This is a genomic window from Pseudooceanicola nanhaiensis DSM 18065 (assembly GCF_000688295.1).
In the GTDB taxonomy this organism is placed as follows: domain Bacteria; phylum Pseudomonadota; class Alphaproteobacteria; order Rhodobacterales; family Rhodobacteraceae; genus Pseudooceanicola; species Pseudooceanicola nanhaiensis.
Genome location: NZ_JHZF01000011.1, coordinates 1,349,619 through 1,374,431, shown reverse-complemented (window position 1 = coordinate 1,374,431; position 24,813 = coordinate 1,349,619). Strand labels below are relative to the sequence as shown.

The 24,813-nt window shown below is 69.0% G+C and carries 24 protein-coding genes; 10 read left to right on the top strand and 14 right to left on the bottom strand.

Annotation, left to right across the window (positions count from 1 at the left end; translation table 11 throughout):
* Positions 1–143: 143 nt before the first annotated feature.
* The 3 genes from Q344_RS0107715 to Q344_RS23400 all read left to right on the top strand — a co-directional run bounded on the left by Q344_RS0107715 (position 144) and on the right by Q344_RS23400 (position 3,163).
* Entirely contained in the window at positions 144–1,436 is a 1,293-nt protein-coding gene (locus tag Q344_RS0107715) for an adenylosuccinate synthase (protein ID WP_028286179.1), read from the top strand.
* Positions 1,437–1,565: 129 nt separating this feature from the next.
* Complete coding sequence (locus Q344_RS0107710; RefSeq protein ID WP_028286178.1) at positions 1,566–1,802, top strand: DUF2842 domain-containing protein; 237 nt, start codon at positions 1,566–1,568, stop codon at positions 1,800–1,802.
* 122 nt (positions 1,803–1,924) lie between these two features.
* The gene (locus tag Q344_RS23400) at positions 1,925–3,163 is read left to right on the top strand and encodes a multidrug effflux MFS transporter (protein ID WP_051630382.1); all 1,239 of its coding nucleotides are present in this window, start codon (positions 1,925–1,927) and stop codon (positions 3,161–3,163) included.
* A gap of 6 nt (positions 3,164–3,169) precedes the next feature.
* Here the strand turns inward: Q344_RS23400 and Q344_RS25060 are convergent, their stop codons facing one another.
* The 12 genes from Q344_RS25060 to Q344_RS0107645 form a co-directional block, all read right to left on the bottom strand.
* Positions 3,170–3,943 carry a lysozyme inhibitor LprI family protein gene (locus Q344_RS25060; RefSeq protein ID WP_051630380.1) on the bottom strand — a complete coding sequence of 258 codons (774 nt, stop codon included), beginning with the start codon at positions 3,941–3,943 and terminating at the stop codon, positions 3,170–3,172.
* A 163-nt stretch (positions 3,944–4,106) separates the two neighbouring features.
* Positions 4,107–7,199 carry a valine--tRNA ligase gene (locus Q344_RS0107695; RefSeq protein ID WP_028286177.1) on the bottom strand — a complete coding sequence of 1,031 codons (3,093 nt, stop codon included), beginning with the start codon at positions 7,197–7,199 and terminating at the stop codon, positions 4,107–4,109.
* 347 nt (positions 7,200–7,546) lie between these two features.
* The gene (locus Q344_RS0107690) at positions 7,547–9,391 is read right to left on the bottom strand and encodes an adenine deaminase (RefSeq protein WP_028286176.1); all 1,845 of its coding nucleotides are present in this window, start codon (positions 9,389–9,391) and stop codon (positions 7,547–7,549) included.
* The gene (locus tag Q344_RS0107685) at positions 9,388–10,029 is read right to left on the bottom strand and encodes a phosphoribosyltransferase (RefSeq protein ID WP_028286175.1); all 642 of its coding nucleotides are present in this window, start codon (positions 10,027–10,029) and stop codon (positions 9,388–9,390) included. The genes Q344_RS0107690 and Q344_RS0107685 overlap by 4 nt, the downstream gene beginning before the upstream one ends.
* Before the next feature lie 52 nt (positions 10,030–10,081).
* Entirely contained in the window at positions 10,082–10,969 is an 888-nt protein-coding gene (locus Q344_RS23390; RefSeq protein ID WP_051630378.1) for a nucleoside hydrolase, read from the bottom strand.
* A 1-nt stretch (position 10,970) separates the two neighbouring features.
* Positions 10,971–12,293 carry an amidohydrolase family protein gene (locus Q344_RS23385; protein WP_036538466.1) on the bottom strand — a complete coding sequence of 441 codons (1,323 nt, stop codon included), beginning with the start codon at positions 12,291–12,293 and terminating at the stop codon, positions 10,971–10,973.
* Positions 12,272–13,324: an ABC transporter ATP-binding protein gene (locus tag Q344_RS0107670; RefSeq protein ID WP_028286174.1), complete on the bottom strand. Its 1,053-nt coding sequence runs from the start codon at positions 13,322–13,324 to the stop codon at positions 12,272–12,274. Before Q344_RS0107670 ends, Q344_RS23385 begins: the two co-directional genes overlap by 22 nt.
* A gap of 4 nt (positions 13,325–13,328) precedes the next feature.
* Complete coding sequence (locus Q344_RS0107665) at positions 13,329–14,117, bottom strand: ABC transporter permease (protein ID WP_188781491.1); 789 nt, start codon at positions 14,115–14,117, stop codon at positions 13,329–13,331.
* A complete protein-coding gene (locus tag Q344_RS0107660; RefSeq protein ID WP_028286173.1) occupies positions 14,117–14,941 on the bottom strand; it encodes an ABC transporter permease in 825 nt (274 codons plus the stop codon). Before Q344_RS0107660 ends, Q344_RS0107665 begins: the two co-directional genes overlap by 1 nt.
* A 55-nt stretch (positions 14,942–14,996) precedes the next feature.
* On the bottom strand, positions 14,997–16,013 hold the full coding sequence (locus tag Q344_RS0107655; protein WP_028286172.1) for an ABC transporter substrate-binding protein: 1,017 nt from the start codon (positions 16,011–16,013) through the stop codon (positions 14,997–14,999).
* A gap of 274 nt (positions 16,014–16,287) precedes the next feature.
* Complete coding sequence (locus Q344_RS0107650) at positions 16,288–17,604, bottom strand: glutamine synthetase family protein (protein WP_028286171.1); 1,317 nt, start codon at positions 17,602–17,604, stop codon at positions 16,288–16,290.
* 125 nt (positions 17,605–17,729) lie between these two features.
* Positions 17,730–18,419, bottom strand: coding sequence for a DUF1045 domain-containing protein (locus tag Q344_RS0107645; RefSeq protein ID WP_028286170.1), 690 nt, complete (start codon positions 18,417–18,419; stop codon positions 17,730–17,732).
* A gap of 170 nt (positions 18,420–18,589) precedes the next feature.
* Between Q344_RS0107645 and clpP the strand changes: the two genes are divergently transcribed.
* From clpP to Q344_RS0107610, 7 genes are all read left to right on the top strand, one after another.
* A complete protein-coding gene (gene clpP, locus Q344_RS0107640; protein ID WP_028286169.1) occupies positions 18,590–19,222 on the top strand; it encodes an ATP-dependent Clp endopeptidase proteolytic subunit ClpP in 633 nt (210 codons plus the stop codon).
* A gap of 140 nt (positions 19,223–19,362) precedes the next feature.
* Positions 19,363–20,628: an ATP-dependent Clp protease ATP-binding subunit ClpX gene (gene clpX, locus Q344_RS0107635; protein WP_028286168.1), complete on the top strand. Its 1,266-nt coding sequence runs from the start codon at positions 19,363–19,365 to the stop codon at positions 20,626–20,628.
* A 6-nt stretch (positions 20,629–20,634) separates the two neighbouring features.
* Positions 20,635–21,462, top strand: coding sequence for a class I SAM-dependent methyltransferase (locus tag Q344_RS25055; RefSeq protein WP_051630376.1), 828 nt, complete (start codon positions 20,635–20,637; stop codon positions 21,460–21,462).
* A complete protein-coding gene (locus Q344_RS0107625; RefSeq protein ID WP_028286167.1) occupies positions 21,459–21,863 on the top strand; it encodes a RidA family protein in 405 nt (134 codons plus the stop codon). Before Q344_RS25055 ends, Q344_RS0107625 begins: the two co-directional genes overlap by 4 nt.
* 59 nt (positions 21,864–21,922) lie before the next feature.
* Complete coding sequence (locus Q344_RS0107620) at positions 21,923–22,306, top strand: NADH:ubiquinone oxidoreductase subunit NDUFA12 (RefSeq protein WP_028286166.1); 384 nt, start codon at positions 21,923–21,925, stop codon at positions 22,304–22,306.
* A 9-nt stretch (positions 22,307–22,315) separates the two neighbouring features.
* Positions 22,316–22,765: an outer membrane lipid asymmetry maintenance protein MlaD gene (gene mlaD / locus Q344_RS0107615; protein ID WP_028286165.1), complete on the top strand. Its 450-nt coding sequence runs from the start codon at positions 22,316–22,318 to the stop codon at positions 22,763–22,765.
* A complete protein-coding gene (locus tag Q344_RS0107610) occupies positions 22,762–23,172 on the top strand; it encodes a DUF2155 domain-containing protein (protein ID WP_028286164.1) in 411 nt (136 codons plus the stop codon). Before mlaD ends, Q344_RS0107610 begins: the two co-directional genes overlap by 4 nt.
* Here the strand turns inward: Q344_RS0107610 and aat are convergent.
* Together aat and Q344_RS0107600 are read right to left on the bottom strand one after the other, a co-directional pair.
* Positions 23,136–23,783 carry a leucyl/phenylalanyl-tRNA--protein transferase gene (gene aat, locus Q344_RS0107605; RefSeq protein ID WP_028286163.1) on the bottom strand — a complete coding sequence of 216 codons (648 nt, stop codon included), beginning with the start codon at positions 23,781–23,783 and terminating at the stop codon, positions 23,136–23,138. The genes Q344_RS0107610 and aat overlap by 37 nt on opposite strands.
* A gap of 79 nt (positions 23,784–23,862) precedes the next feature.
* Positions 23,863–24,756, bottom strand: a complete 894-nt coding sequence (locus Q344_RS0107600) for an alpha/beta fold hydrolase (RefSeq protein WP_028286162.1) — start codon at positions 24,754–24,756, stop codon at positions 23,863–23,865.
* Between the last annotated feature and the right edge of the window lie 57 nt (positions 24,757–24,813).

The following is a 24,813-nucleotide window of genomic DNA, read 5'->3' as shown; positions in this document are numbered from 1 at the left end:
CCCGCAGCCTGCCGGCCGTCGCGGAAGCCCCCCGGGGGGGCGGCGCCCGCGTGCCCCGGTAGCGGGCTGCGCGAGATTCAGGTTTCACCTGCCGGGGGGCTTCGATAAGAGGGGCGCGGGTTTTCTCCGAGAAGGACTGGATCATGGCCAATGTAGTCGTCGTCGGCGCCCAGTGGGGCGATGAGGGCAAGGGCAAGATCGTCGACTGGCTCAGCGAGCGGGCGGATATCATCTGCCGCTTCCAGGGCGGCCACAATGCCGGCCACACGCTGGTCATCGACGGCGCCGTCTTCAAGCTGAACGCACTGCCCTCGGGCGTGGTCCGCGGCGGCAAGCTGTCGGTGATCGGCAACGGCGTGGTGCTCGATCCGTGGCACCTGGTGCAGGAGATCGCGACGATCCGCGAGCAGGGGGTTGAGATCACACCCGAGACGCTGATGATCGCCGAGAACACGCCGCTGATCCTGCCGATCCACGGCGAGCTCGACCGCGCGCGCGAAAGCGCGAACAACGTCGCCAAGATCGGCACCACGGGCCGCGGCATCGGGCCGGCCTACGAGGACAAGGTCGGGCGCCGCTCGGTCCGGGTGGCGGACCTCGCCGACGACGCGACGCTCGAGGCGCGGGTGGACCGCGCGCTGGTGCATCACAATGCGCTCAGGAACGGGCTGGGGCTCGAGGCGGTGGACCGCGACGCGCTGATCGCGAAGCTGCGCGAGATCGCGCCGCAGATCCTGCGCTTCGCCGCGCCGGTCTGGAAGGTGCTGAACGAGCAGCGCAAGGCCGGCAAGCGGATCCTCTTCGAGGGGGCGCAGGGCGCGCTGCTGGACATCGACTTCGGCACCTATCCTTATGTCACCTCGTCCAACGTGATCGCGGGGCAGGCGGCGACCGGCGTGGGGATCGGGCCGGGCTCGGTCGATTTCGTGCTGGGGATCGTGAAGGCCTACACGACGCGGGTCGGCGAGGGGCCGTTCCCGTCCGAGCTGCATGACGCGGACGGCCAGCGCCTCGGCGAGCGGGGGCGCGAGTTCGGCACCGTCACGGGACGCAAGCGCCGCTGCGGCTGGTTCGACGCGGCGCTCCTGCGGCAGACCTGCGCGACCTCCGGCGTGAACGGGATCGCGCTGACGAAGCTCGACGTGCTGGACGGGTTCGAGACGCTGAAGATCTGCGTGGGCTACGATCTGGACGGCGAACGGCTCGACTACCTGCCGACCGCCGCCGACCGGCAGGCCCGCTGCAAGCCGATCTACGAGGAGATGCCCGGCTGGTCCGAGTCGACCGAGGGCGCGCGGAGCTGGGCGGAACTGCCCGCCAATGCGATCAAGTACGTCCGCCGGGTGGAAGAGCTGATCGAATGCCCGGTGGCGATGCTCTCGACATCGCCCGAGCGGGAGGACACGATCCTCGTGACGGACCCGTTCGCGGATTGATCGGTGTGGCGCGGGCCGGGGCCCGCGCGACGGCGGGGCGACAGCCCCCGTCGCCATTGTCGCCCGGACCAATGGCGCGACATTGACGACCCGCCCGGCCTATGTCCGGAACAATGAAGGGGAAGAGCCATGGCCATGTCCTACAAGTCGCGCCGCCGCTGGTCGCTGGTGATCCTGCTGATCGGGCTGCCGATCTACATCGTCGCGGCGGTCAGCATCGTGAACATGCTCGAGCGGCCGAGCCTGCTGGTCGAGCTCGCGATCTACGTCGGTCTGGGCCTGCTCTGGGCGCTGCCGTTCAAGGCGGTGTTCAAGGGCGTCGGCCGGGCCGACCCGGACGCCCCGGACGAGGACGAGGGCGCCTGAGGCCCGGGCGCTCCCGGGGACAGGCATCTGAAATCGCGCACCGCCCTGCGCCCGGAGGCTACCATGTCCTGGCCGGACGGCGTAGAAAGCATGTGACTTTCACGTAATCGGGCCCGCCCTTCATGGCCTTTCGCGCCGCGACCACACCGCCTCATATCACCACGCTTGTCATGCTGACCGGCACCTCGGTGCTGACGCTCAACATGTTCCTGCCCTCGCTCGCCCACATGGCCGAGGATTTCGAGGTCGATTACGGCGTCATGAGCCTGGCCATCGGCGGCTACCTGGCGATCTCGGCCGTGGTGCAGGTCATCATCGGGCCGCTCTCCGATCGCTACGGGCGGCGGCCGCTCGTGCTCGTCGGCATGCTGGTCTTCTTCCTCGCCTCGCTGCTCTGCGCGGTGACCGAGAGCTTCGAGTGGTTCCTCGTCGGGCGGCTGATGCAGACCGCTTCGGCGACGGGGATGGCGCTCAGCCGTGCGGCGATCCGGGACCAGTACGACGAACGCGACTCGGCGGCGAAGCTGGCCCTGATCTCGACCCTGATGGCGGTGGCGCCGATGATGGGCCCGATGCTGGGCGGTTTCCTCGACGCCGTGTTCGGCTGGCGCGCGAACTTCCTGCTCTACGCGCTGATGGGTGCGGTGCTTTTCGTGCTCTGCTGGGTGGACGCGGGCGAGACTCACCACAACCGGTCCACCAGCTTCGGCGCGCAGTTCCGGGAATATCCCGCGCTCGTCGGCTCGCGCCGCTTCTGGGGCTACGCGGTCTGCGTCGCGCTCTCGGTCTCGACCTTCCACATCTTCGTCACCGCGGCGCCGCTGATCGCGCCCGCCGCCTTCGGGATGGGCACGGCCGAACTGGGGATGTGGATGGGCTCTATCACGCTGGGCTTCATGATCGGCACGTTGATTTCGACCCGGGTCTCGCGCCGGGCCGAGCTGACCAGCATGATGATCGCGGGGCGGCTGCTTGCCGTGGTGGGGATCAGCGCGGGCGGGCTGCTGATCTGGGCCGGGCTGGTCCACGAATATGTCTTCTTCGGCGCGATGATCCTGTCGGGGATGGGCAACGGCCTGACCTCGCCCAATGCGACGGCGGGCGCGGTCTCGGTCCGGCCGCATCTCGCGGGGAGCGCCTCGGGCCTGTCCTCCGCGCTGATCGTCGGCATGGGCGCGGTGACCACGACGCTGACCGGCGCGCTCGTGACCGAGGAGAACGGCCTGCTGCTGGTCCCGGGCCTCATGGTCGCGGCGAGCGTGCTCGGGCTGCTCGCCGCGCTCTACGTGCGCCGGGTGAACCGGCAGGAGGCCGCGCTGGCCGCCGCCCGGGCAGAGGCCTGCGCCCAGGCCGCGGAATAGCCGCGCCTAGCAGCCGTCGGTGATGTAGTTCCACGCGCTCACGTCCCGCACCACCGGCGAGCGGCTGGTGAAGGGGATCTCCGTGTCCGTGATCACCGCACGCGCGCCGCAATAGAGCTGCTGGCAGGCGCCCTCGGGGCTGGCCGAGAGGCGGAAGGCCGTGTCGGTCAGGGTGACGGTCACGGTGCAGCCCTCGGTCCGGTTCACGAAGGCCTCGCCCTCCCGCGTGGCCTCGAGCGGGCCGGTCCCGCAGGAATGCCCGTTCGAAAGGAAGGTCGCATAGCTGATGGTGGCGCCGTCCCCGGAGGGGGCGAAGCCGAAGCCGGTCGCGGCATCCGGGCAATAGGCGCCGGAGCGGTCGTCCGCGCCCTGCGCGATCGCCGGGGCACCGCTTCCCGGAATGGCAAGGCCCGGACCGCCCGCCGTGCCACCGCCGGAAGGCGTCGCGAAGCCGCCGACGCCGCCCGACCCGCCGCCGCCCGGAGGCCGGGGCGCGCCGGTCAGCTCGGCCAGGCGCGTGCGCATCTGCTCCGACAGGCAGTCCATATCGGCCCCGCAGAGGTTCCGCTCTCCGATCCAGGCGCGCTGGCGGTCCTTGACCCCCGGCCGGTCGCGCGCCGCGCGGTAGGCGTCGGCCAGCGAGACGTCGAGCCGGGCGAGGGCATCGCTGTCGCAGATCGCGAATTCCGTGGGGGTGGAGGCGCGGGAACAGTCGAAGCTCGGCGTCGCGGCATGGGCCGGCGCGGCGAAAAGGAGGAGGGCGAAGGCGGAAGGTCGCATGGCAAATGTCCCGGGGAATGGAAAAGAGGCAATGCCGAAAAGCCTAGCAGGGATGCCGGACGGGTAAAGGGGCAAGGACCGCGAGGCCGCGACCAGGGTCTCCGGAACGCGACAGGCCGGGCGTCTGCCCGGCCTGTGTGAGGCGTCCCGGTGGCAAAGGCCGTCAGCCCAGCTCGGCGAGCCGGGCGATGGCGGCCTCGATCTGGGCGGCCTCGCCCTGCCGCGCGGCGAGGTTGGCCTTCGCCTCCTCGACCACCTCTTCCGGCGCGCTTTCGGCGAACTTGGGGTTCTTCAGCCGGCCCTCGAGCCCGCCGATCTCCTTGCCGAGCTTCTGGAGGGTCTTCTCCAGCCGGGCCCGTTCCTCGGCCACGTCGATCACGCCTTCCAGCGGAATGCCGAAGGTCGCGCCCTCGGCGGGGATGGTGATCGAGCCCTTGGGGAAGCTCTGCACCTGCGTCAGGCTGTCGATCCGGGCGAGGCGTCTGATCAGCGTCTCGTTCCCGGCCCAGGCGCCGGCGGCCGCCTCGCTCATGCCGGTGGTCACGAGCGGAAGCTGGAGCCCGGCGGGGACATGGACCTGCGCCCGGGCCGAGCGGATGTCCTCGATCAGCGCGATGACCCAGGTCATCTCGGCATCGGCGGTGGCATCCGCGAGCTCGGCGGCGGAGTACTCCGGCCAGTCGGCGTGGATCAGCATCTTCGACCGGGTGCCGGTGGTCTGCCAGAGCTCCTCGGTGATGAAGGGCATGATCGGATGCAGCATGATCAGGCACTGGTCGAGCACCCAGCCCATGACGGCGCGGGTCTCGTCGCGCTCGGGGGCCTCCTCGGTCAGCAGCGGCTTGGAGAACTCCACGTACCAGTCGCAGACCTTGTTCCAGACGAAGCGGTAGAGCGCCGCCGCCGCGTCGTCGAAGCGGTAGGCGGCGAGCGCCGCATCGACCTCCTCGCGGACGCGGGCGGTCTCGCCCAGGATCCAGCGGTTCACGGTGGCCGAGGCCTGCGGGACCGTCGCGGCGGGCGCGCCCGCCTCGTAGACGCCGTTCATCTCGGCGAAGCGGGTGGCGTTCCAGAGCTTCGTGCCGAAGTTCCGGTAGCCCGCGATCCGCTGCATGTCGAGCTTCAGCACCCCGCCGAGCGAGGCCATGGCCGCGTTGGTGAAGCGCAGCGCGTCGGCGCCGTATTCGTCGATGATCTCGAGCGGATCGACCACGTTGCCGAGCGACTTGGACATCTTCTTGCCCTTGGCGTCGCGGACGAGGCCGTGGAGGTAGACGTCGTGGAACGGGACCTCGTCGACGACGGCGAGCTGCATCATCATCATCCGGGCGACCCAGAAGAAGAGAATGTCCTGCCCGGTGACGAGGACGGAGGTCGGGAAGTACCTTTCCAGCGCGTCCGTCTTCTCGGGCCAGCCGAGCGTGCCGATCGGCCAGAGGCCCGAGGAGAACCAGGTGTCGAGCACGTCCGGGTCGCGGAAGACCGGCACCGAGTAGGGCGCCTGCGCCTGCCGGATCGCACCCTCGTTGGCGGTCTGGTGGGCGGCGAGGTCGTCGCGCAGGATGGCGACGGCCTCCTGCTCGGTCTCGACCACGCGGAAATCGGCGTCCTCGCCGTGATGGGCGCGCAGCTTGTCGAGCGCCTCGGCCTCGGTTGCGGCGCAGACCGACATCCAGTCGTCGCCCGCCGGATCGGGCGCGTACCACACCGGCACCTGATGCCCCCACCAGAGCTGGCGCGAGATGCACCAGGGCTCGATGTTCTCGAGCCAGTGGTAATAGGTCCGTTCGCCGCTCTCGGGCATGATCCGGACGCGGCCCTCGCGGACCGCATCCAGCGCGGGGCCGACGATCTTGGCGGCATCGACGAACCACTGGTCGGTGAGCATCGGCTCGATGACGACCTTCGAGCGGTCGCCGAAGGGCTGCATGATGGGCTTGGCCTCGATCAGCGGCACGAGGTTCTGGGCCTCGTCCCGGGCCTCGCCGCCTTCCTCGGGCTCGAGCGGCGCCTTGGTGGCCGCCTTGCCGAGACGCGGGTCGGTGGCCTCGGTCATGACCGCGAGGCCTTCCGAGGTGATCTGCTCGACCACGCGCTTGCGGGCCTCGAACCGGTCGAGCCCGCGCAGGTCGTCGGGGACGAGGTTGACGGCATCGGCCTCGGCCTCGGTCAGCGTGCGCTCGCCCTTCGCGACCTCCATGGCGATGCCCGCCGCCTCCGCATAGGGGGCGCCGTCGTCGCGCATGGTGGCGGTGGTGTCCATCAGGCGGTACATCGGGATGCCGCCGCGGCTTGCCACCTGGTAGTCGTTGAAATCATGCGCGCCGGTGATCTTCACCGCGCCCGAGCCGAAGGTGGGGTCGGGATATTCGTCGGTGATGATCGGGATCAGGCGGCGATGCTCCTTCGGACCCACCGGGATCTCGCAGAGCTTGCCGACGATCGAGGCGTACCGCTCATCCGACGGGTGGACCGCCACCGCGCCGTCGCCCAGCATCGTCTCGGGCCGGGTGGTGGCGATGGAGATGTAATCGCGCTCTTCCTCGAAGAGCACGTTGCCGTCCTCGTCCTTTTCCACGTAGGTGTAGGTCGCGCCGCCCGCGAGCGGATACTTGAAGTGCCACATGTGGCCCGCGACCTCGACATTCTCGACCTCGAGGTCCGAGATCGCGGTCTCGAAATGCGGGTCCCAGTTCACCAGCCGCTTGCCGCGGTAGATCAGGCCCTTGTCGTACATGTCGACGAAGACCTTGATGACGGCGTCGTGGAAGTTCTGCTTCGAGGGCTCGGGATCGCCCGGTGCGCCGCCCATGGTGAAGGCCTCGCGCGACCAGTCGGCCGAGGCGCCGAGGCGCTTCAGCTGGCCGATGATCGTGCCGCGGCTCTTCACCTTCTGCTGCCAGACCCGTTCGAGGAACGCCGGACGGCCCATCTCGGTCCGCGAGGGCTCCTGGTTGGCGGCCATCTCGCGTTCCGTCACCATCTGGGTGGCGATCCCCGCGTGGTCGGTGCCGGGCTGCCAGAGCGTGTCGTAACCCTGCATCCGCTTCCAGCGGATCAGGATGTCCTGCAGCGTGTTGTTGAAGGCATGGCCCATGTGGAGAGAGCCCGTCACGTTCGGCGGCGGGATCATGATCGAGAAGGCGGGCTTGCCGGGCTTCGCGTTGGCGCCCGCGGCAAAGGCACCGGCCTCGTCCCAGGCCCGGTAGATGCGGTCTTCGGCCTCGGCGGCGTCGAAGGTTTTGTCCATCGCCATGTCGCGTCTCTCCTTTGGTCCGCGCTCGAATATCGAAACGGGGGGGGAAGGGAAAGGGGGACAGGCGGCGCGGCCCGCGTTTGGCGCGTGACAAGGGTGCACAACTATGAGTAGAGTTGATCGACTCGCGACACACCCCTCCCGTCGCGGGGCGCCGACCGCGTGGCACCACCTTGTGCCGGACCTGTCGCAGATGCGCGGGCCCGCCCGGACGGAACGTGCCGGTCCACGCGGAACGCGAGCGTGCGCCCCATCCCCACGGGCGTGCTACGACGTGCCTGCCGCGCATGGCTCCCTGGCGGTGGCACGCGTGCCGCGTCGCCCAAACCCCTGGCGGCGCGGCACTCCTACCAGACGACCGGGTGGGTCTCGCCGGTCTGCACCTGCACGAAGCCCTCGGGCGCATGCTCGGACGGGGCGACGAGGTTCCAGCGCCACGGCGAGCAGGTCAGCGTCGCGAAGGCGAGGCGCTCGGGGAAGCCCGGGGCCCAACGGGGGTGGTAGCTCTCCTCGAACATCCAGTCGACCTTTTCGCCCGCCGCGTAGAGCGCGGCCATGTCGGCGGCGAGCGCCTCGGCCGGGCGGGCGGTCATCAGGCCCGCGATCTCGTAGGAGACGGTGGCGCTGACCTCGCCCCGGTGGACGAGGACCCAGCCGCCGTTCATCTCCGCGCAGGTGTTGACCGCGAGCGCCATGGCGGCATCCGAGGAGCCGGCGCACCAGATGTTATGCTTGTCATGCGCCATGGAGCAGCAGAGCGCGGTGTCGGGATCGCGCGGGCCGCAGCCCAGCCAGAACATCTTCGAGACCGAGGCGGTGCCGGAATAGCGGTCGACGATGGCGAACTTGGTGATGTTGCGGGTGGCGTCGCGCTGGACCTGGCCGTTCTCGACCGGCAGCTCGAAGGTCAGGAAGTCGTCGGTCCAGTGGAAAGGGCGGATGACGGCGGCCTGCATCGTCTCGCGGCCCTCTGCGGCGGGGATGGCGAAATCCTCGGCCCCGAGCGCGCGCCCGATGTTCACCGTCTGCCGCGCCCAGTCGGGCCAGTCGATCCGCGGCACGTCGAGAAGGTATTGCTTGCCCGTGGAGGCGTGGCGCCCGTCGGCCCAGACCTCGGCGATCTCGAAGCGCTCCACGTCCGACAGCAGCACGATGTCCGCGAACCGCCCCGGCGCGAGGGAGCCGACCCAGGGCGTCAGCCGCATGTGCCGCGCCGGGTTGATCGTGGCAAGCTGGATCGCCGTCTCGGGCGGCAGGCCCGCGTCGATCGCCATGCGGACGTTGCGGTCCGTGGCACCCGTCGCCAGCACCTCCTGCGCCGGCCGGTCGTCGGTGGCGAGCGCCACCTGGCTCCAGTCCTTCAGGCCCCGTTCCAGCAGCCCCGCCACGATCTCGGGCCCGGTGTGGATGCGGATCTCGACGAAGAGGCCGGATTGCAGCTTGTCGAAGGCCTCCTCGGCGGTCCAGGCCTCGTGGTCCGAACTGATGCCGGAGGCGGCGAAGGCGTTGATGTTGGGCAGATCCCGGATGCCCGCCGCGTGGCCCTCGACCACGGCGCGTGCGTTCCAGGTCGCTTCGATCATCGACCAGAGCCGGGGATGGGCCGGGTTGTCGCGGTCGCGGACGGCGGGCCAGTCCATCACCTCGTCAAGCCCCGCGGTCATCAGGCTTTCGCCCAGGAACCGGGTCTGGTCGACCCCATCAAGATGCGCGCCATGCTCCCACGCGGTCGGCGGGACGGCCGAGCCGGGCAGGGGGAAGATCTTCAGCGGCGAGCCGGCGCGGCGGGGGGCGAGCCAGAAGTCGAGCGTCCGGTCCGGCACGACGTTGGAGAATTCGTGGCTCGCCTCGCAGGTCCAGGTGTTGCCGCGCGGGATGACGAGCGCGGCCTCGTATTCGGGCGTGACGTGCGAGCTCTCGATATGCTTGTGCACCTCGCCGAGGCCCGGGACGGCGGCGAGGCCGGGCTTCTCGACGGTCTCGGTCGCGGTGCCGGGGAAGGTGCCGCGCGGGCCGACATAGGCGATGCGGCCCTGCAGGATCGCGATCTCGACATCCTCGCGCCAGAGGGCGGAGTTCGTGTCCAGCAGCCGCCCGACCCGCATCAGCAGGTCGGCGGGGCGGCGGCCGAGCGCCACGTCGATCAGGTCGCGGCGGATCGCGGCCTCGGAGGCGGCGGTGATCTCGGTCATGTCCAGCCCTCTTGCGTCTGCGTCAGGATCGGCGTGGCGAAGGCGCCGACCACGGGGGTTGCGCCCACCTTCTCCCGCCAGCCTTCGCCCTGAAGCATCGCGGCGCCGATGGCAACCGGCGTGACGCCGACCCGCTCCATCAGGCGCAGGGTCGCGGCGATGGAGGCCCCGGACGAGAGCACGTCATCGACGACCGCGACCCGGGCGCCCTCCAGCAGGGGGAGCATCCGCGGGTCGGCGTAGAGGCGCTTGCCGCCGCCGGGCGTGGTGATGGACCGCAGCGCGACCGAGAGGTCCTCGTCGTACCAGAACTTCCGGCTGGTCCCGAGCGGCACCATGCGGCTGTGGCCCAGGCGGCGGGCCACGGCCTCGGCCAGGGTCAGGCCAAGGGTGGGGACGCCCGCGATCACCTCGGGCGCATGGGGGCGGAGCCCCTCCGCCACGGCGTCGGCGAGGGCATCGAGGACGGCGAAGCTCGCCTGGTTGACGATCAGCGAGGCGACGCCGCGCCCGTCCGCGAGGGTGCGGATCGGCAGGAGGATCCGGTGCGCGCCGAAGGGGACGGCGAAGGTCTCACCATCAGGCTGGACGCCCGGGGTCAGGTCGTCGTGGAGGTGTTGCCAGACGTCGGTCCTCATCGGCGGCGGCCTCCGGCCCGGAGGGCCGCGGCGCGGCCCTGTGCGGCACCGCCTAGCACGCCAGACCTTCGGCCAGCCGGGCGCGGAGGCCGTCGGCATCGACGCCCATGGCCACGCTGATCGGGTGCGGGCCCTCGATCAGGGCGCCGTCGTGGTCGACCCGGAGGTGGCGGGTCTCGATCGTGAAGAGCTCGGGATGAAGCGCGCAGAGCGGGACGCAGGGGTCGTGGAGCGGGCGGCTCTCGGACCCCTTCGCCTGGTGCTCGGTCTGGACGAAATAGGCGTCGATCAGGGCGGCGGAGGCCTCGGCGGGGGCCTTGGCCGTCGCGCGGAGGGTCTCGAGATAGGCCGCGTCGGCCCGGAACCTGCGGGTGGCGTCGAGCGGTATGAGCGTCAGGTCGAGGCCTGCGTGCAGCACGATGGCCGCGGCCTCGGGGTCGTGGGCGAGGTTGAACTCGGCGCGGCCCATGTTGCCGGGCTCGTCCACCGCGCCGCCCATGGCGATCACGCGGCGGATCCGGGCCGCGGCCCCGGGGTGCTGCGTCACAAGGTTCGCGATGTTGGTCAGGGGCGCGAGGCAGAGAAGGTCGATGGTCTTTTCGGGCGCCGCGGTCAGCGTGCGGGCGAGGTAGGCGACGGCGTCCTCCGCCTCGGGCGCTCGCGCGGCGTCGGGGAAGGCGACACCGCCGAGGCCGTCATTGCCGTGAATGCCGAGCTCGGGGCGCGGCGCGCGGCCGAGCGGCGCCTTGGCGCCGGGATGGACAGGGGTGGGCATGCCCGCGAGCGCGGCGATGCGGCCCGCATTGGCGGTCGTGACCGAGAGGCCGATGTTGCCCGCCACGGTGGTCATCGCGGCGATCTCGAGCCCCGGGTGGCGGAGCGCATAGAGGATGGCGATGGCGTCGTCGATGCCGGGGTCGGTGTCGATGATGGCGGGCATGTCAGGCTCCGGTGTCGATGTCGTGCATGCGGGCCCTGAACCGGTCCGCGATCTGGAGGGCGTCGGCGAGGGTCTTGTCCGCCTCCAGCGTGGTGACCGCGCGGTCCTCCATCAGCCAGCGGCCCGCGACCATGGTGCCGGTCACGTCCGAGGGCATCGTGGCGAAGGTGAGCATCGCATAGATGTCGTAGATCGGATGCAGCCGGGGATCGGCGAGCGAGATGCGGATCAGGTCCGCCTGCTTGCCGGGCTCGAGCGAGCCGATGCGGTCGGCCATCCCCAGCGTCGCCGCGCCTTCGATGGTGGCCATGCGGATCACGTCCGTGCAGGGCAGCGCCCCCCGGGTGTTCTGCGCGATCTTCTGGAACATCGCCGCGGGGGCGAACTGGGAGAAGAGGTCGAGCGTGTTGCCCGACATCGGCCCGTCCGTCGCGATCCCGACCTTCACGCCGCGCGCGCGCAGTTCGGTGACCGGCGCGATCCCGCGCCCGGCCTTGCCGTTGGATCGCGCGTTGTGGGCCACATGGGCGCCGCGCTCGGCGATCAGGTCCATGTCGGATTCGCTCGGGTACATCACATGCGCCGCCACCAGCCGGGGGTTCAGCAGCCCCGCGCGGTCGGTCAGTTCCACCGTGGTCGCGCCGTGTTTCGCGGCCCAGTCCAGTTCCGCCTGCGTCTCGGCGAGGTGCATCTGCACCGGCAGCTCGGGATGCGCCCCGGACCATTCCGCCACCCGCGCCATGACCTCGATCCCGGTCGAATAGGGCGCATGGGGCGCGGCAGAGGCGGTGATGCGGGGGTGGTCGCGATACATATCCGCCAGCGCGTCGAGCCGGGCGAAGCCCTCGTCCATCGACTCGTGATCGGGGGCGGCGAAATCCGCCAGCGTCTGGCCCACGACCCCGCGCATCCCCGACCGGTCGAGCACCGCGCCGATCCGGTCCTCGAAGTAATACATGTCGGCCACGGTGGTGACGCCGCCCCGGATCATCTCCAGAGCCGCCAGCGCCGCCCCGATCTCGACGACCTCGGCCGTCACCAGGGCCCGCTCCAGCGGCAGGATGTAGCGGAAGAGCCGGTCGTCCACGTCCTCGCCCAAGCCTCGGAAGAGCGTCATCGGCATGTGGCAATGCGGGTTGACCATGCCGGGCATCACCAGATCCCCGCCCATGTCCTGCTGCCGCCCCTCGGGCGGCGCGCCATCCCCGAGGGCGGCGATCCGGTCGCCCTCCAGCGCGATCCAGCCGCGCGCGTGCTCGGTCAGCCCCGCATCCATCGTCAGGATGCGGGCATTGGTGAGGATCAGGCGCTCAGCAGGCAGCATTGTTCCGGCTGGGGGATGAGGACGGCATTGGCGCCGCTGTCGAAGGGCTGGGCGAGGGGGCCGTTGGCCTTCACCTCGCCGGCGGGGGTCTCGCACTGGTACTGGTAGGCGCGGCCGAGATAGGTCCTGAGCCCGAGCGTCGTGGGGATCCCGTCGCCTGCGGCCGAGACGAGAAGCCCCTCGGGCCGGGCGGCGAGGATGAAGTCCCTGGACGGCACGGTGAAGTGCGACTTGGGCAGCTCGATGCTCGTGCCGCCCGCCATCTCGGCGCGCACGGCGTCTCCGGCCTCCGAGACGGCCGTCATCGGGATCATGTTCTCGAAGCCCACGAAATCCGCCACGAAAGCGTTGGCGGGCCGGGAATAGAGCACCTCGGGCGTGTCGAGCTGCATGATCTGGCCCGCGTTCATGATCGCCACGCGGTCGGAGATCGAGAACGCCTCCTCCTGGTCATGCGTCACGTAGAGCGCGGTCGTGCCGTTCGCCTGCTGAAGCCGCCGGATCTCGACCCGCATGTCCACCCGGAGCTTCGCGTCGAGGTTCGAGAGCGGCTCGTCGAACATCAGGAGCGGCGGCTCGATCACCAGCGCGCGCGCCAGCGCCACCCGCTGCCGCTGCCCGCCCGAGAGGTTCGCCGGATGCCGGTCGGCGAAGGCCGAGAGCCCGACGCGCTCGATCATCGCATCGGCGCGCCGCGTCCGTTCGGCCCCGCCGATGCCGCGCTGCTTCAGCCCGAAGGCCACGTTCTCGCGCACCGTCAGGTGCGGGAAGAGCGCGTAGGTCTGGAACACCAGCCCGATGTTGCGCGCATGCGCCGGCAGCCGCGTCAGGTCGCGGTCGCCCAGCTTGATCGTGCCGGTGGTGGGCTCGAGGAACCCCGCCACCAGCCGCAGCGTCGTCGTCTTGCCGCATCCGGATGCGCCGAGCAGCGAGACCAGCTCGCCTTCGCCCACGTGCAGGTTCAGGTCTTCCAGCACCTTCGTGCTGCCGTAATGGGCGGTGATGTCGGAGAGGGAGAGGGAAACGGTCATCGGGTCATTTCGTCAGGAAGGTCAGGCCGAGGGTGCGCTCCACGATGGCCATGACGCCGACGGTCACGAACATGAGCAGCACCGAGACGGCGGCGATGGTGGGATCGAAGAACTGCTCCATATGGGCCAGCAGCTGGATGGGCAGGGTCGAGACGCCGGGCCCGGTCAGGAAGATCGAGATCGAGACGTCGTTGAGCGAGGTGATGAAGGCGAGGATGAAGCCCGCGATGATCCCCGCCCGGACATTGGGCAGCACCACGAGGAAGAAGGCCTTCCAGCGCGGGCAGCCGAGCGAGACGGCGGCTTCCTCGATCGAGAAGTCGAAGGCGTTGAGGGACGCGCCGACCACGCGCACGCAATAGGGCAGGACCAGCAGCGCATGGCCCACGAAGAGCGCCGCCATGATCGGGAAGTCCGCCCCGATGGCCACCGATTTCATCAGCGAGAAGCCCAGCACGATCTCGGGGATCAGGATCGGCAGCACGTAGATGTTGCCGAGGAAGGCCGGCAGCTGCACCCGGTAGCGCGCCATCGCGTAGGCCGCCGGGATGCCGATCGCCATCGAGAGCGCGGTGCCGCCGACGGCGAGGATGAAGCTCGTCACCATGGTGCGGCGGAAGGCCGAGATCTCGAAGATGTTCTCGTACCATTTCAGGCTCAGCCCCTCGGGGGGGAAGGTCAGGTACGAGGTCTCGGACAGCGAGGTGCCGATGATGATGACCAGCGGCCCGATCAGGAAGGCGAAGGTGAGCGCGGCGAAGGCGATAAGCAGGGGGTGTGTCTTCTGTCGCATCAGCCGGCCACCGGGTTCAGGCGCCGCGCCATCTTCGACATGACGAGCACGGTGGTCAGCGTCACGACGACCATGATCGCGGCGATGGTCGAGGCGCCGACCCAGTCGAAGGTGACCATGGCGCGCTGATAGAGGAACGTCCCCATCATCATCTGCCGCTCGCCGCCCAGAAGCTGGGGCGTCGCGTAGGAGGTGAAGGAGCCGGTGAAGACCAGCACCGAACCGACGATCAGCCCGGGCACCGCCATCGGCAGGACGACCTGCCGGAAGGCCGCGGCGGGCGTGGCGCCGAGCGATGCGGCGGCATCGGTCAGGTCCTCGGGGATGCCCTCGAGCACGCCGACGAGGGTCAGGATCATCAGCGGCACGAAGAGGTAGATCATCGCGATGATCACCGAGAACTCGGTGTAGAGCATCTGGAGCGGGGTCTCGATGATCCCGAGCGCGAGCAGGGTGTCGTTGAGGATCCCCTCCTTGCCGAGGATGATGAGCCAGGCGAAGGAGCGGACGACGACGCCGGTCAGCAGCGGGAAGACCGCCGCGATGATCAGAAGCGATTTCGCCCGGGGCGGCGCCTTGGCGACCACCCAGGCCGTGAGGAAACCGACGACGAGCGAGACGGCGGTGGTGATCAGCGCCACCTCCATCGTCCGCCACAGGACGGTCATCCGGAAGCGCGATTCGAAGAAGGCGGCATATTGCGAGAACGGGCCCGCGGGATCGCCGAAGGTCGTGGCCAGCGTCGAGGCCACCGGCAGGCCGAGGAAGAGGAAGACGAGGAGGAGGGCAGGGGCGGACAGGGCCCAGGCGCGCAGGCGGGGCATAGGGACTTTCACTTGCTGCGACGGGGCGCGCCCTGAAGACGCGCCCCGGCTCGGATCACATGCCGAAGATTTCGTTCCAGCGGTCGATCCAGTCGGTCTTCGCCGCGTTCATCTTCGCATAATCCATCGTGTTGAGCGCGTCGATCTCGTCCTGGCCATAGGTCCACATGGCGGCCTGCTCGTCGGTGAGCTCCACCTTCGTGTTGACCGGCGCATCGACACCCTGTTCGGCTTCCTTCTGCTGCACCTCCTGCGAGAGCACGAAGTCGATGAACTGGTAGGCAAGCTCCACGTTCTCGGCGCCGGTCGGGATGTTGAGCGTGTTCAGAACGGCGATGTCGCCATCCTCGAGCTCCGCCCATTCCATCGTCGGCACGGCTTCCTTCAGCGAGGACAGCGTGAAGTCCTGCGTCATCGTCACGGCGATCTCACCGGTGGAGGCGAGGTTCACCATCTCCGACCCGGTGTTGTAGTTCTTCACCACATTCGGCTTGATCTTCTCGATCTGGGCGAAGGCCGCGTCGGCATCCTCGTAGGCGTCGACACCGGCCACGTCACCGGCCTGCACGACGAACATCGGGCCCGCGGTGGTGGTGATGTTCGGCAGCGAGATCGAGGAGGCGAGGTCCTCGCGCCACAGGTCTTCCCACTTGGTGATCGGCTCGACCTTCGCGCTGTCATAGACGATGCCGATCCGGCCGACGGTGTAGGCCGGGCCGTAGCCGCCCTGCGGATCGCGGGCGATCTCGTAGATCTCGTCGATGTTTTCCAGCTTCGAGCGGTCGATCTTCTGGAAGACGCCGTCCTCGATCCCGATCTGCGAATAGGCGTCGGTCAGGAAGATCACGTCCACGCCCTTGCCGCCGCGTGCGGTCAGCTTGCCGAGGCGGTCGGCGTTGTTGCCGGTCTCGAATTCGACGTCGCAGCCGCACATCTCCTTGAAGGGCTGGATGAGGTTGGCGTCGAGCTTGTCGCCGTTGTAGCCCCACCAGGAGACGACGAGCGTCTCGGCCGAGGCGGTGCCGGCGGAGGCCGCGAGGGCGAGAGCGGAGATGGAAAGCAGTTTTTTCATGTCACGGAACCTGTCTGTCGGAGCGAGTCGGCTTGTGCCGCCCTGATATGCCCCCAAGTGGGGGGCGGAAACCCGAACACGTCAAGACATGCCCGCTTTTGCGTCGGTGCGGACGATGTGCCGCGGATTTGGGCGCCGCGACCGGGCCGGCGTGGCGCCCGGGCTTCATCTTTCCGGGACGGCGCCTTGCCTCTCCGTCCGCGCCGGCCGCGATCCGGCCCCGGGCCGGATCGCCATGTATCCCGTGCGCGGGCTCTGCCCGCGCGCCGCTGGATCAGACCGCCTCGAGGTAGACCAGCCAGCGTTCCTCCTGCGGGATCGTGTCGAGCCGGGCCTTCTCCTGCCGCTTGGTGCGGCAGAAATGCTCGATCAGCTCGGCGGGCAGGATGCGGGCGATCAGCGGATCGCTCTCGAACAGGTCGATCGCCGTTTCCCAGTCCGACGCCAGCCCCGGCAGGTCGAGTGCATAGGCATTGCCGGTGATCGGCGCGGGCGGCTCCATCTTCTCCTCGATCCCGGCCAGCGCCGCGCCGAGGATGACCGCGAGCGCGAGGTAGGGGTTGTTGTCGCCGCAGGCCACACGGTGCTCGATCCGGCGCGCCCGGGGCGAGCCGCCGGGGATGCGGATCGCGGCCGTCCGGTTCTCGTAGGCCCAGCAGGCCCCGATCGGCGCATGCGCCCCGGGCACGATCCGGTCGTAGGAGGGCCCGTGCGGCGCGAAGACCAGCGTCGAGGGCGCCATCCCGGCCAGACAGCCGGCGACGGCGTGGCGCAGCAGCTCCGTCCCCTCGGGTCCGCCGTTGTCGAAGATGTTGTTGCCCTCCGCATCCAGCACCGAGAAATGCACGTGCATCCCGTTGCCCGCCTCTTCCGCGAAGGGTTTCGCCATGAAGGTCGCGGCCATCCCGTGCTTGCGCGCGAGCCCCTTGACCAGCGCCTTGAAGAGCACCGCGTCATCGGCCGCGGCCATGGCGTCACGATGGGTCATGTTGATCTCGAACTGGCCGAGACCGGCCTCCGAGATCGCGCTCTCGGCGGGGATGTCCATCGCCTCGCAGGCCTCGTAGAGCTCGGTGAAATAGGCGTCGAAGGCGTCGAGCTGGCGGATCGAGAGGATCGCATGCCCGCCGAGCGGCCGCCCCGAGACCGGGTTCACCGGGGGCGTCAGGCTCTCGCCGCTGTCGTCGACGAGGTAGAATTCCATCTCGGCCGCCGCCTCGACCCGCCAGCCGCGGGCGGCGTAGCGGTCGAGCACCGCGGCCAGCGCATGGCGCGGATCGCCGAGGAAGGGCTCGCCGCTCTCGTGATACATCCACATCGGCACAAGCGCGGCGGGGCTGCCGAGCCACGGCATCGGCACGGGCCCGTGTTCGGTGGGATAGAGCACGCCGTCCGCGTCCCCGGTCTCGAACAACAGCGGGCTGTCCTTGATGTCGGCGCCCCAGACATCGACGTTCAGGACCGAGAGCGGCATCCGGACCGTGCCCTCGGCGAGTTTCGAGAACTGGCCGGCGGGCAGGCGCTTGCCGCGGAGCTGGCCGTTGAGGTCGCAGGCGGCGACGCGGAAGGTCGGATAGCCTTCGAAATCCATACGTTGGGCTCTTGCTTTGTTGCAGGTCGCGGCAGATTGGCCCGGCGCGTGCCGCCGAGGCAAGAGGGCCGTGGCGGCATCGCGACGAAAGCCGCGCCCGGCCCCCGCGCCGGATGGCCGCCGGCTCAGCCGCCGAGCGGCAGGCGCTCGATCAGGTGGAAGCGGTCCGCCGCATCCGCGCCGACGAGCGCCAGCGCCCCGATCCGGAAGGGCGCGGGCAGGTGCGGCGTCAGGTGGGGGGCAATCGCCTTGGCCGTGGCGTCGAGCGCCTCGGGAGCGAGGCGTCCCGACAGCGTCATGTGGAAGCGGAAGTCCTGCATGACGTAGGGATAGCCCCAGCGGAGGAGGTTTTCCTCCTGCCGCGGTGTCAGCCCGCGGGCCCGGCGCCGCGCCAGTTCGGCCTCGGGCGCGGGCGCCCGGAAATCATCGAGCCCCTCGACACAGGCCGCCGCCAGTGACGAGAGCGCCTCGGTCCCGCCCGCGGGCGTCAGGGCCAGGAAATGGCCCAGCCGGGCGAGCGTGAGCCCCTCGAGCTCCACCGGGGCGAGCCGTGCGCAGAGCGCGCGCGCCTCGGCCAGGAGCCCCTCGGCGCTGCGCCCTTCAGAAAGGCGGAAGGGCGGCTTGATCGTGCCGTGAAAGCCGTATTTCCGCGGGGTCGCGGTGATCTCTGCCGCGGGTTCGGGCAGTCCGGCGATGTCGGGATGTGCAACCGCGCGCCCTTCCGCCACGTCCCAGCCAAGCCAGGCCGCGCCGAAATCTGCCAGCGGACCCGGCGGGCAGAGGTAATAGAGGGCGAAGCGGCGGTGATCCTGCATGTCTGTCTCCCCGGGGCGCTACGGGATCGCATAGCGGGGGGGCGGTGACAAGGTGATGACAATGCGCGGGACAATTCCCGGCCCCGCCCTTGCAGCCCCTCATATGCGTGACTAAGACTCTGCAAGGAACTGGCCGCGCGTGGTCAGAAGGCAGCATGGGCAGGTCGACAATGAAAGATCCGGCAGAATTCTACATGAACAACCTCGTTCCCATGGTGGTCGAACAGACCAGCCGCGGGGAACGGGCCTACGACATCTTCTCGCGCCTCCTGAAGGAGCGGATCATCTTCCTTTCGGGCCCCGTGCATGACGGCATGTCCAGCCTGATCGTCGCGCAGCTTCTGCACCTCGAGGCGGAGAACCCGTCGAAGGAGATCTCGATGTACATCAACTCGCCGGGCGGCGTGGTGACGTCGGGCCTGTCGATCTACGACACGATGCAGTACATCAAGCCCAAGGTCTCGACCCTGGTGATCGGGCAGGCGGCCTCGATGGGCTCGCTCCTGCTGACCGCCGGCGAGAAGGGGATGCGGTTCTCGCTGCCCAACAGCCGGATCATGGTCCACCAGCCCTCGGGCGGCTACCAGGGCCAGGCGACGGACATCATGATCCACGCCGAAGAGACGCTGAAACTCAAGAAACGCCTGAACGAGATCTACGTCCGCCACACCGGACAGGACCTCGAAACGGTGGAAAAGGCGCTGGAACGCGATAACTTCATGTCGCCGGAAGACGCGAAGGAATGGGGTCTGATCGACGAGATCGTCGAAAGCCGTGTCAAACCCGACGGGACTGAGGCATAACGGCGAAACCTCACGGCAAGGTTTGTGAGGCATTTTTGACATTGTGATGCCCGGGGGGCTGCCCTAGTCTGTGGGGAAACGCAGCGAAGGGTGGGCCTCCGGACAGCCGGAGCAGCCCGGAACCGGGCAAAAGGTGCGAAATGGCGAACAATTCGGGTAGCGACAGCAAGAACACGCTCTATTGCAGCTTCTGCGGCAAGAGCCAGCACGAAGTGCGCAAGCTGATCGCGGGTCCGACCGTGTTCATCTGCGACGAATGCGTCGAACTCTGCATGGACATCATCCGGGAGGAGACGAAATCCTCCGGCCTGAAAAGCTCGGACGGCGTGCCCACGCCGCTCGAGATCTGCCAGGTCCTCGATGATTACGTCATCGGGCAGATGAAGGCGAAGCGGGTGCTCTCGGTCGCCGTGCACAACCATTACAAGCGTCTGAACCACGCCGGGAAGTCCTCGGACATCGAGCTGGCGAAGTCGAACATCCTGCTGATCGGCCCCACGGGCTGCGGCAAGACGCTGCTGGCCCAGACGCTGGCGCGGATCCTCGACGTGCCGTTCACCATGGCGGACGCCACCACGCTGACCGAAGCCGGTTACGTGGGCGAGGATGTCGAGAACATCATCCTGAAGCTTCTCCAATCCTCGGAATACAACGTCGAACGGGCGCAGCGCGGCATCGTCTATATCGACGAGGTCGACAAGATCACCCGCAAGTCGGAAAATCCCTCGATCACCCGTGACGTGTCGGGCGAGGGCGTGCAGCAGGCGCTGCTGAAGCTGATGGAAGGCACCGTGGCCTCCGTTCCGCCCCAGGGCGGCCGGAAGCATCCGCAGCAGGAATTCCTGCAGGTGGACACGACGAACATCCTCTTCATCTGCGGCGGCGCCTTCGCCGGTCTCGACAAGATCATCTCGCAGCGCGGCAAGGGCTCGGCCATGGGCTTCGGCGCCGATGTGCGCGACGTGGACGCCCGCGGCGTGGGCGAGGTCTTCAAGGACCTCGAACCCGAGGACCTGCTGAAATTCGGGCTGATCCCGGAATTCGTCGGCCGTCTGCCCGTCATCGCGACGCTCGAGGACCTCGACGAGGACGCGCTCGTCACCATCCTGACCGAGCCGAAGAACGCCCTGGTGAAGCAGTACCAGCGCCTGTTCGAGCTCGAGGATGCCAAGCTCTCCTTCACCGACGATGCGCTCACCGCCATCGCGAAGAAGGCGATCGAGCGGAAGACCGGCGCCCGTGGCCTGCGCTCCATCCTCGAGGACATCCTGCTCGACACGATGTTCGACCTGCCGGGCATGGACAACGTGGAAGAGGTCGTCGTGAACGAGGAGGCGGTCTATTCCGATGCATCGCCGCTGATGATCTATGCGGACAGCAAGAAGGAAGGCGCCAGCGCCGGTTGATGTCGGATGAAAACCGGCGTCGCCACCTCCCGCACTGACCGCCTGGCGTCCAAGTACCTGCGCCTGGCCAAATATGCCGTGGTCAGCCCGATGATCGGGCTGATCGTGCGCTATTCCAGCTTCCTAGACGGGGCGAACGGCGCGCCGCCGGCCACGCTGAACTACGGCGCGGACGGCGATTTCATCAAGCAGGGCGACACCATCGTCGCCGCGATCGGGCGGGACGTGCCGCTGGATGACACGACCCGGGTGCTGGACATCGGCTGCGGCATCGGGCGCATCGCCACCGCCTTCGCGCGGCAGAACCGGATCGGGCTCTACCGCGGCTTCGACGTGGTGCGCTACGGCATCCTCTGGTGCCGCAAGGCGATCCGCGACCCGCGCTACCGCTTCGACTACGCCAATATCCGGAACGATTTCTACAATCCCTTCGGCGCCGTGGAGCCCGAGGATTACACCTTCCCCTACGAGGACCGGAGCTTCGACCTCGCGGTCGCGATCTCGGTCTTCACGCACCTGCCCGAATCCCAGACCCGCCGCTATTTCGCCGAGGCGATGCGCTGCCTCGACACCGGGGGCAGGGCGTATTTCACGACCTTCCTGGCCGAGAACCGGCAGCCCGGCGCGCGCTTTTCGCTGGCGCATTCGATCGGCGAGGCGCTGGTGGAACGGCTCGAGGAACCCGACCTCGCCGTGGGCTATTCGCGCGCCTTCTGGGAACGGCTGGCGGCCGAGCACGACGCGGTGATCGAGACGGTCCATGACGGCAGCTGGTCGGGCCGCAAGGGGCTGCGCGATTTCCAGGACGTTCTGATCTTCAGGAAAACCGGATGAGCGAAAGACGCACCATCACCAGCGGCTCCCCGTTCGAGGCGCGGATCGGCTATGCCCGGGCCGTCGTGCTCGACGGGTGGGTCTTCGTCGCGGGCACCGTGGGCACCGACCCCGCGACCGGCAAACCGCCCGCGGACGTGGTCGGCCAGTGCCGCTGCGCGCTCGACACCATGGGACGCGCGCTGGCCGAGGCGGGCGCGAGCTTCGCCGATGTCGTGCGGGTCACCTACATCCTGCCCGACCGGACCGAGTTCGAACCCTGCTGGCCGCTCCTTGCCGAAACCTTCGGCGCCAATCCGCCCGCCGCGACCATGATCGAGGCGGGGCTGATCGACCCGGTCTACCGGATCGAGATCGAGGTCACGGCGCGTCTGCCCCTCTCACCCGGTCGCAGCCTCTGAGGGCTGGACCTTCGCCCCCCGATACGCCATATCGGGGGCAGCCAAGTCCGGAGGTCCATATGGGCATTCTCAGCAGCATTCTTCGCGGTGTCACCTGGTGGAACGGGTCCACCCTGAACACGCAGTTCTACACCTCGCGCAAGGGCGTGAAGGTGGGCGAGGACGATCAGGGGAATGTCTTCTACCGGACGCAGGACGGCAAGAAACGCTGGGTGATCTTCAACGGCGAGGCCGAGGCGAGCCGGGTCAGCCCCGACTGGCATGGCTGGCTGCACCACACCTTTGACGAACCCCCGACCGAACGGCCGCTGACCCGCAAGCCGTGGGAGAAGCCGCATACCGAGAACCTGACGGGCACGCCGCTGGCCTATGCGCCGACCGGCTCGATCCGCCGCCCGGATCCGGCGCCGCGTTCGGATTACGAGGCATGGCAGCCCGAGTAAGGCAGACCCTTGGCGGAAAACTCCACTGAAGTCCTCGTCGGTGGCGCCGTTCTGGCGCTGGCCGTCGGATTCGGCATCTATGCCGCGCAGGTCGCGGGGATCTCCGGGGGCGGGTCGGGCTATCCGCTGATCGCCTCGTTCCGCTCGGCCGAGGGCATCCAGGTCGGCACGGACGTGCGCCTCGCCGGCGTGAAGGTCGGCAGCGTCACGGGCGTCGACCTCGACACCGAGACCTACCGCGCCGTGACCACCTTCACCGTGCAGGACGGCGTGCAGGTGCCCGACGACAGCGCGGTGCTGGTCAGTTCCGAGGGCCTGCTCGGCGGCAATTTCATCGAGATCTCGCCCGGCGGCTCACCTTTCTACCTCGCCCCTGGGGACGAGGTCGTGGACACGCAGGGCGCGGTTAGCCTGATCTCGCTTCTGCTGAAATACGTATCCGGAGGAAGCGGCCAATGATCCGTGCAGCACTGCTGGCGATGGCGCTCGCGATCCCCGGAGGGACGGCGGCGGCCCAGGTCAGCCTTCAGGACGATGTCGAGGGCGCGACCACCGAAGAGAAGCGCGTCACCCCGGCGCCCGGCGCGCGGCTGAAGGCGCTCGACAAGATCAACGGGGACGTCTCGGAATTCGACATGGCCTCCGGCTCCTCGGTCCGGATCGGCAAGCTGATCGTGGAATTGCGGGAATGCCGCTATCCCGAGGGCGATCCCGAGGGCGACGCCTATGCCTACCTGATGATCACCGAGCCGGGCAAATCGCCCGAGCCGATCTTTTCCGGCTGGATGGTCGCCTCGTCGCCCGCGCTGAACGCGCTGGACCATTTCCGCTACGACATCTGGGTGCTGCGCTGCAGGACCTCCTGAGGATCGCGCGGCACCGGCGGGGCGGTGAAATCCGCAGGCCGCCGCACGGCGTCCCGCAGCAGGGCCTGATACTGCGCGCGTGAGATCTCGACCGCGCCGAGCGAGGCGAGATGCGGCGTCAGGAACTGGGTGTCGAACAGGGTGAAGCCGGCCGCATTCAGCCGCTGCACCAGCCAGGCCAGCGCGATCTTCGAGGCGTCCCTGCGCTGCGAGAACATGCTTTCCCCGAAGAACGCCGCGCCGTAGGCCACGCCGTAGACCCCGCCGATCAGCCGGCCCTCGTGGCTGATCTCGAGCGAATGGGCATGGCCCATCTCGTGCAGCTCCTGGTAGAGCCGGGCGATCTCGGCGTTGATCCAGGTCTCGTCGCGATCGGCGCAGGCATCGACCACACCCGCGAAGTCCCGGTTCACGGTGACCTCGTAATCCATCCGCCGGATCGCGCGGGCAAGCGAGCGGGAGATCCGGAACCCGTCCAGCGGGAAGATGCCGCGGCGGCGCGGATCGACCCAGAAGAGCTCGGGGTCGTCGCGGCTTTCGGCCATCGGGAAGACGCCCACGCTGTAGGCGTGGAGCAGCAGTTCCGGCGACAGTCCCTCGGTGTCCTTCATGGTGCGCGCAGAGTGCCACGCGGCCCGGCGATTGGCGAGGGGCTGCGTGGGCGGTCCCGGCGGATGTGCCGCCCCAAGCTCAGGTCGCGGATCCCGGATCCGGCTCTTCCAGCCAGTCGCGCAGGATCGCTTCCACCTGGGCCGTCTTCTGGTGGATGACCCAGTGATCCGCGTCCGGCACCTCGACCCGGGTGAGGGTGTCGCACCATGCCTCGAGCCCCTCGGTCGCCTCGGGCAGCAGGGCCTTGTCGCCCATCCCCCAGATCAGCAGATGCGGCATGCTCACCCGGAAGCCTTCGACGGGGACGGGCTGGCGGTCCGTCGGCTCGCCGGGCTCGGGAACGGGCAGGTTGGTGGCGCGATACCAGTTGACCATCCCGGTCAGCCGGCCGGGGCGGGACCATTCGGCCACGTATTCCTCGCGCTTGTCGGGCGTCATCCAGGACATGTCCATGCCCTCGGCGAAGAGGCCGAGGAGCGAGGCGAAGCCGTTCGCGGCCAGCCGGTCCTCGGAGCCCTCGCTGCGCAGGTAGCGCATGTATTGCGAGGCCCGGCGCTGCGCGCCGTCGCGGATCATCGCCGCGGACATCGGGCCGGGGTGCACGCCGTTCAGGATCACCAGCCGCTCCACCAGGTCGGGCCGTCCGATCGCCAGCGCATAGGCGACCGAGGCGCCCCAGTCATGGCCGATGACCGTCACCCGTCCGCCGAGATGCTCGGCCAGCGCGGCCATGTCGCCCGCCAGCTCGGAAATGCGATAGGCCTCGACCTCGGGGGGCGCCCAGCTCTGGCCATAGCCGCGCTGGTCGGGGGCGACGCAGCGCCAGGTGTCCGACAGCCGCTCGGCCAGTTCGGCCCAGGCGCCGCCGAACTCGGGGAAGCCGTGCAGCATCAGCAGGACCGGCGCGTCCCGGTTGCCCCATTCCCGCAGGTGGAACGCCTGTCCCCCCAGCGTCACCGTCCGGCTTTCCATCGCGCCCTCCATGCGTGAAGCCGGGCCGCGCGACGGCGGCCCGGCCCCAGATGAGCA

Coding starts and splice junctions, on each gene's coding strand:
- Q344_RS0107695 (WP_028286177.1), bottom strand. CDS start 7,199: ATGGCGATGGACAAAACCTTCGACGCCGCCGAGGCCGAAGACCGCATC.
- clpX (WP_028286168.1), top strand. CDS start 19,363: ATGGCGAACAATTCGGGTAGCGACAGCAAGAACACGCTCTATTGCAGC.
- Q344_RS0107685 (WP_028286175.1), bottom strand. CDS start 10,029: ATGAGGACCGACGTCTGGCAACACCTCCACGACGACCTGACCCCGGGC.
- Q344_RS23385 (WP_036538466.1), bottom strand. CDS start 12,293: ATGCTGCCTGCTGAGCGCCTGATCCTCACCAATGCCCGCATCCTGACG.
- Q344_RS25060 (WP_051630380.1), bottom strand. CDS start 3,943: ATGCGACCTTCCGCCTTCGCCCTCCTCCTTTTCGCCGCGCCGGCCCAT.
- Q344_RS0107645 (WP_028286170.1), bottom strand. CDS start 18,419: ATGCAGGATCACCGCCGCTTCGCCCTCTATTACCTCTGCCCGCCGGGT.
- Q344_RS0107610 (WP_028286164.1), top strand. CDS start 22,762: ATGATCCGTGCAGCACTGCTGGCGATGGCGCTCGCGATCCCCGGAGGG.
- clpP (WP_028286169.1), top strand. CDS start 18,590: ATGAAAGATCCGGCAGAATTCTACATGAACAACCTCGTTCCCATGGTG.
- Q344_RS0107625 (WP_028286167.1), top strand. CDS start 21,459: ATGAGCGAAAGACGCACCATCACCAGCGGCTCCCCGTTCGAGGCGCGG.
- Q344_RS23390 (WP_051630378.1), bottom strand. CDS start 10,969: ATGCCCGCCATCATCGACACCGACCCCGGCATCGACGACGCCATCGCC.
- Q344_RS0107600 (WP_028286162.1), bottom strand. CDS start 24,756: ATGGAAAGCCGGACGGTGACGCTGGGGGGACAGGCGTTCCACCTGCGG.
- Q344_RS25055 (WP_051630376.1), top strand. CDS start 20,635: ATGAAAACCGGCGTCGCCACCTCCCGCACTGACCGCCTGGCGTCCAAG.
- Q344_RS0107670 (WP_028286174.1), bottom strand. CDS start 13,324: ATGACCGTTTCCCTCTCCCTCTCCGACATCACCGCCCATTACGGCAGC.
- Q344_RS0107690 (WP_028286176.1), bottom strand. CDS start 9,391: ATGACCGAGATCACCGCCGCCTCCGAGGCCGCGATCCGCCGCGACCTG.
- Q344_RS0107650 (WP_028286171.1), bottom strand. CDS start 17,604: ATGGATTTCGAAGGCTATCCGACCTTCCGCGTCGCCGCCTGCGACCTC.
- Q344_RS0107665 (WP_188781491.1), bottom strand. CDS start 14,117: ATGCGACAGAAGACACACCCCCTGCTTATCGCCTTCGCCGCGCTCACC.
- Q344_RS0107655 (WP_028286172.1), bottom strand. CDS start 16,013: ATGAAAAAACTGCTTTCCATCTCCGCTCTCGCCCTCGCGGCCTCCGCC.
- Q344_RS0107715 (WP_028286179.1), top strand. CDS start 144: ATGGCCAATGTAGTCGTCGTCGGCGCCCAGTGGGGCGATGAGGGCAAG.
- Q344_RS23400 (WP_051630382.1), top strand. CDS start 1,925: ATGGCCTTTCGCGCCGCGACCACACCGCCTCATATCACCACGCTTGTC.
- Q344_RS0107620 (WP_028286166.1), top strand. CDS start 21,923: ATGGGCATTCTCAGCAGCATTCTTCGCGGTGTCACCTGGTGGAACGGG.
- Q344_RS0107660 (WP_028286173.1), bottom strand. CDS start 14,941: ATGCCCCGCCTGCGCGCCTGGGCCCTGTCCGCCCCTGCCCTCCTCCTC.
- aat (WP_028286163.1), bottom strand. CDS start 23,783: ATGAAGGACACCGAGGGACTGTCGCCGGAACTGCTGCTCCACGCCTAC.
- Q344_RS0107710 (WP_028286178.1), top strand. CDS start 1,566: ATGGCCATGTCCTACAAGTCGCGCCGCCGCTGGTCGCTGGTGATCCTG.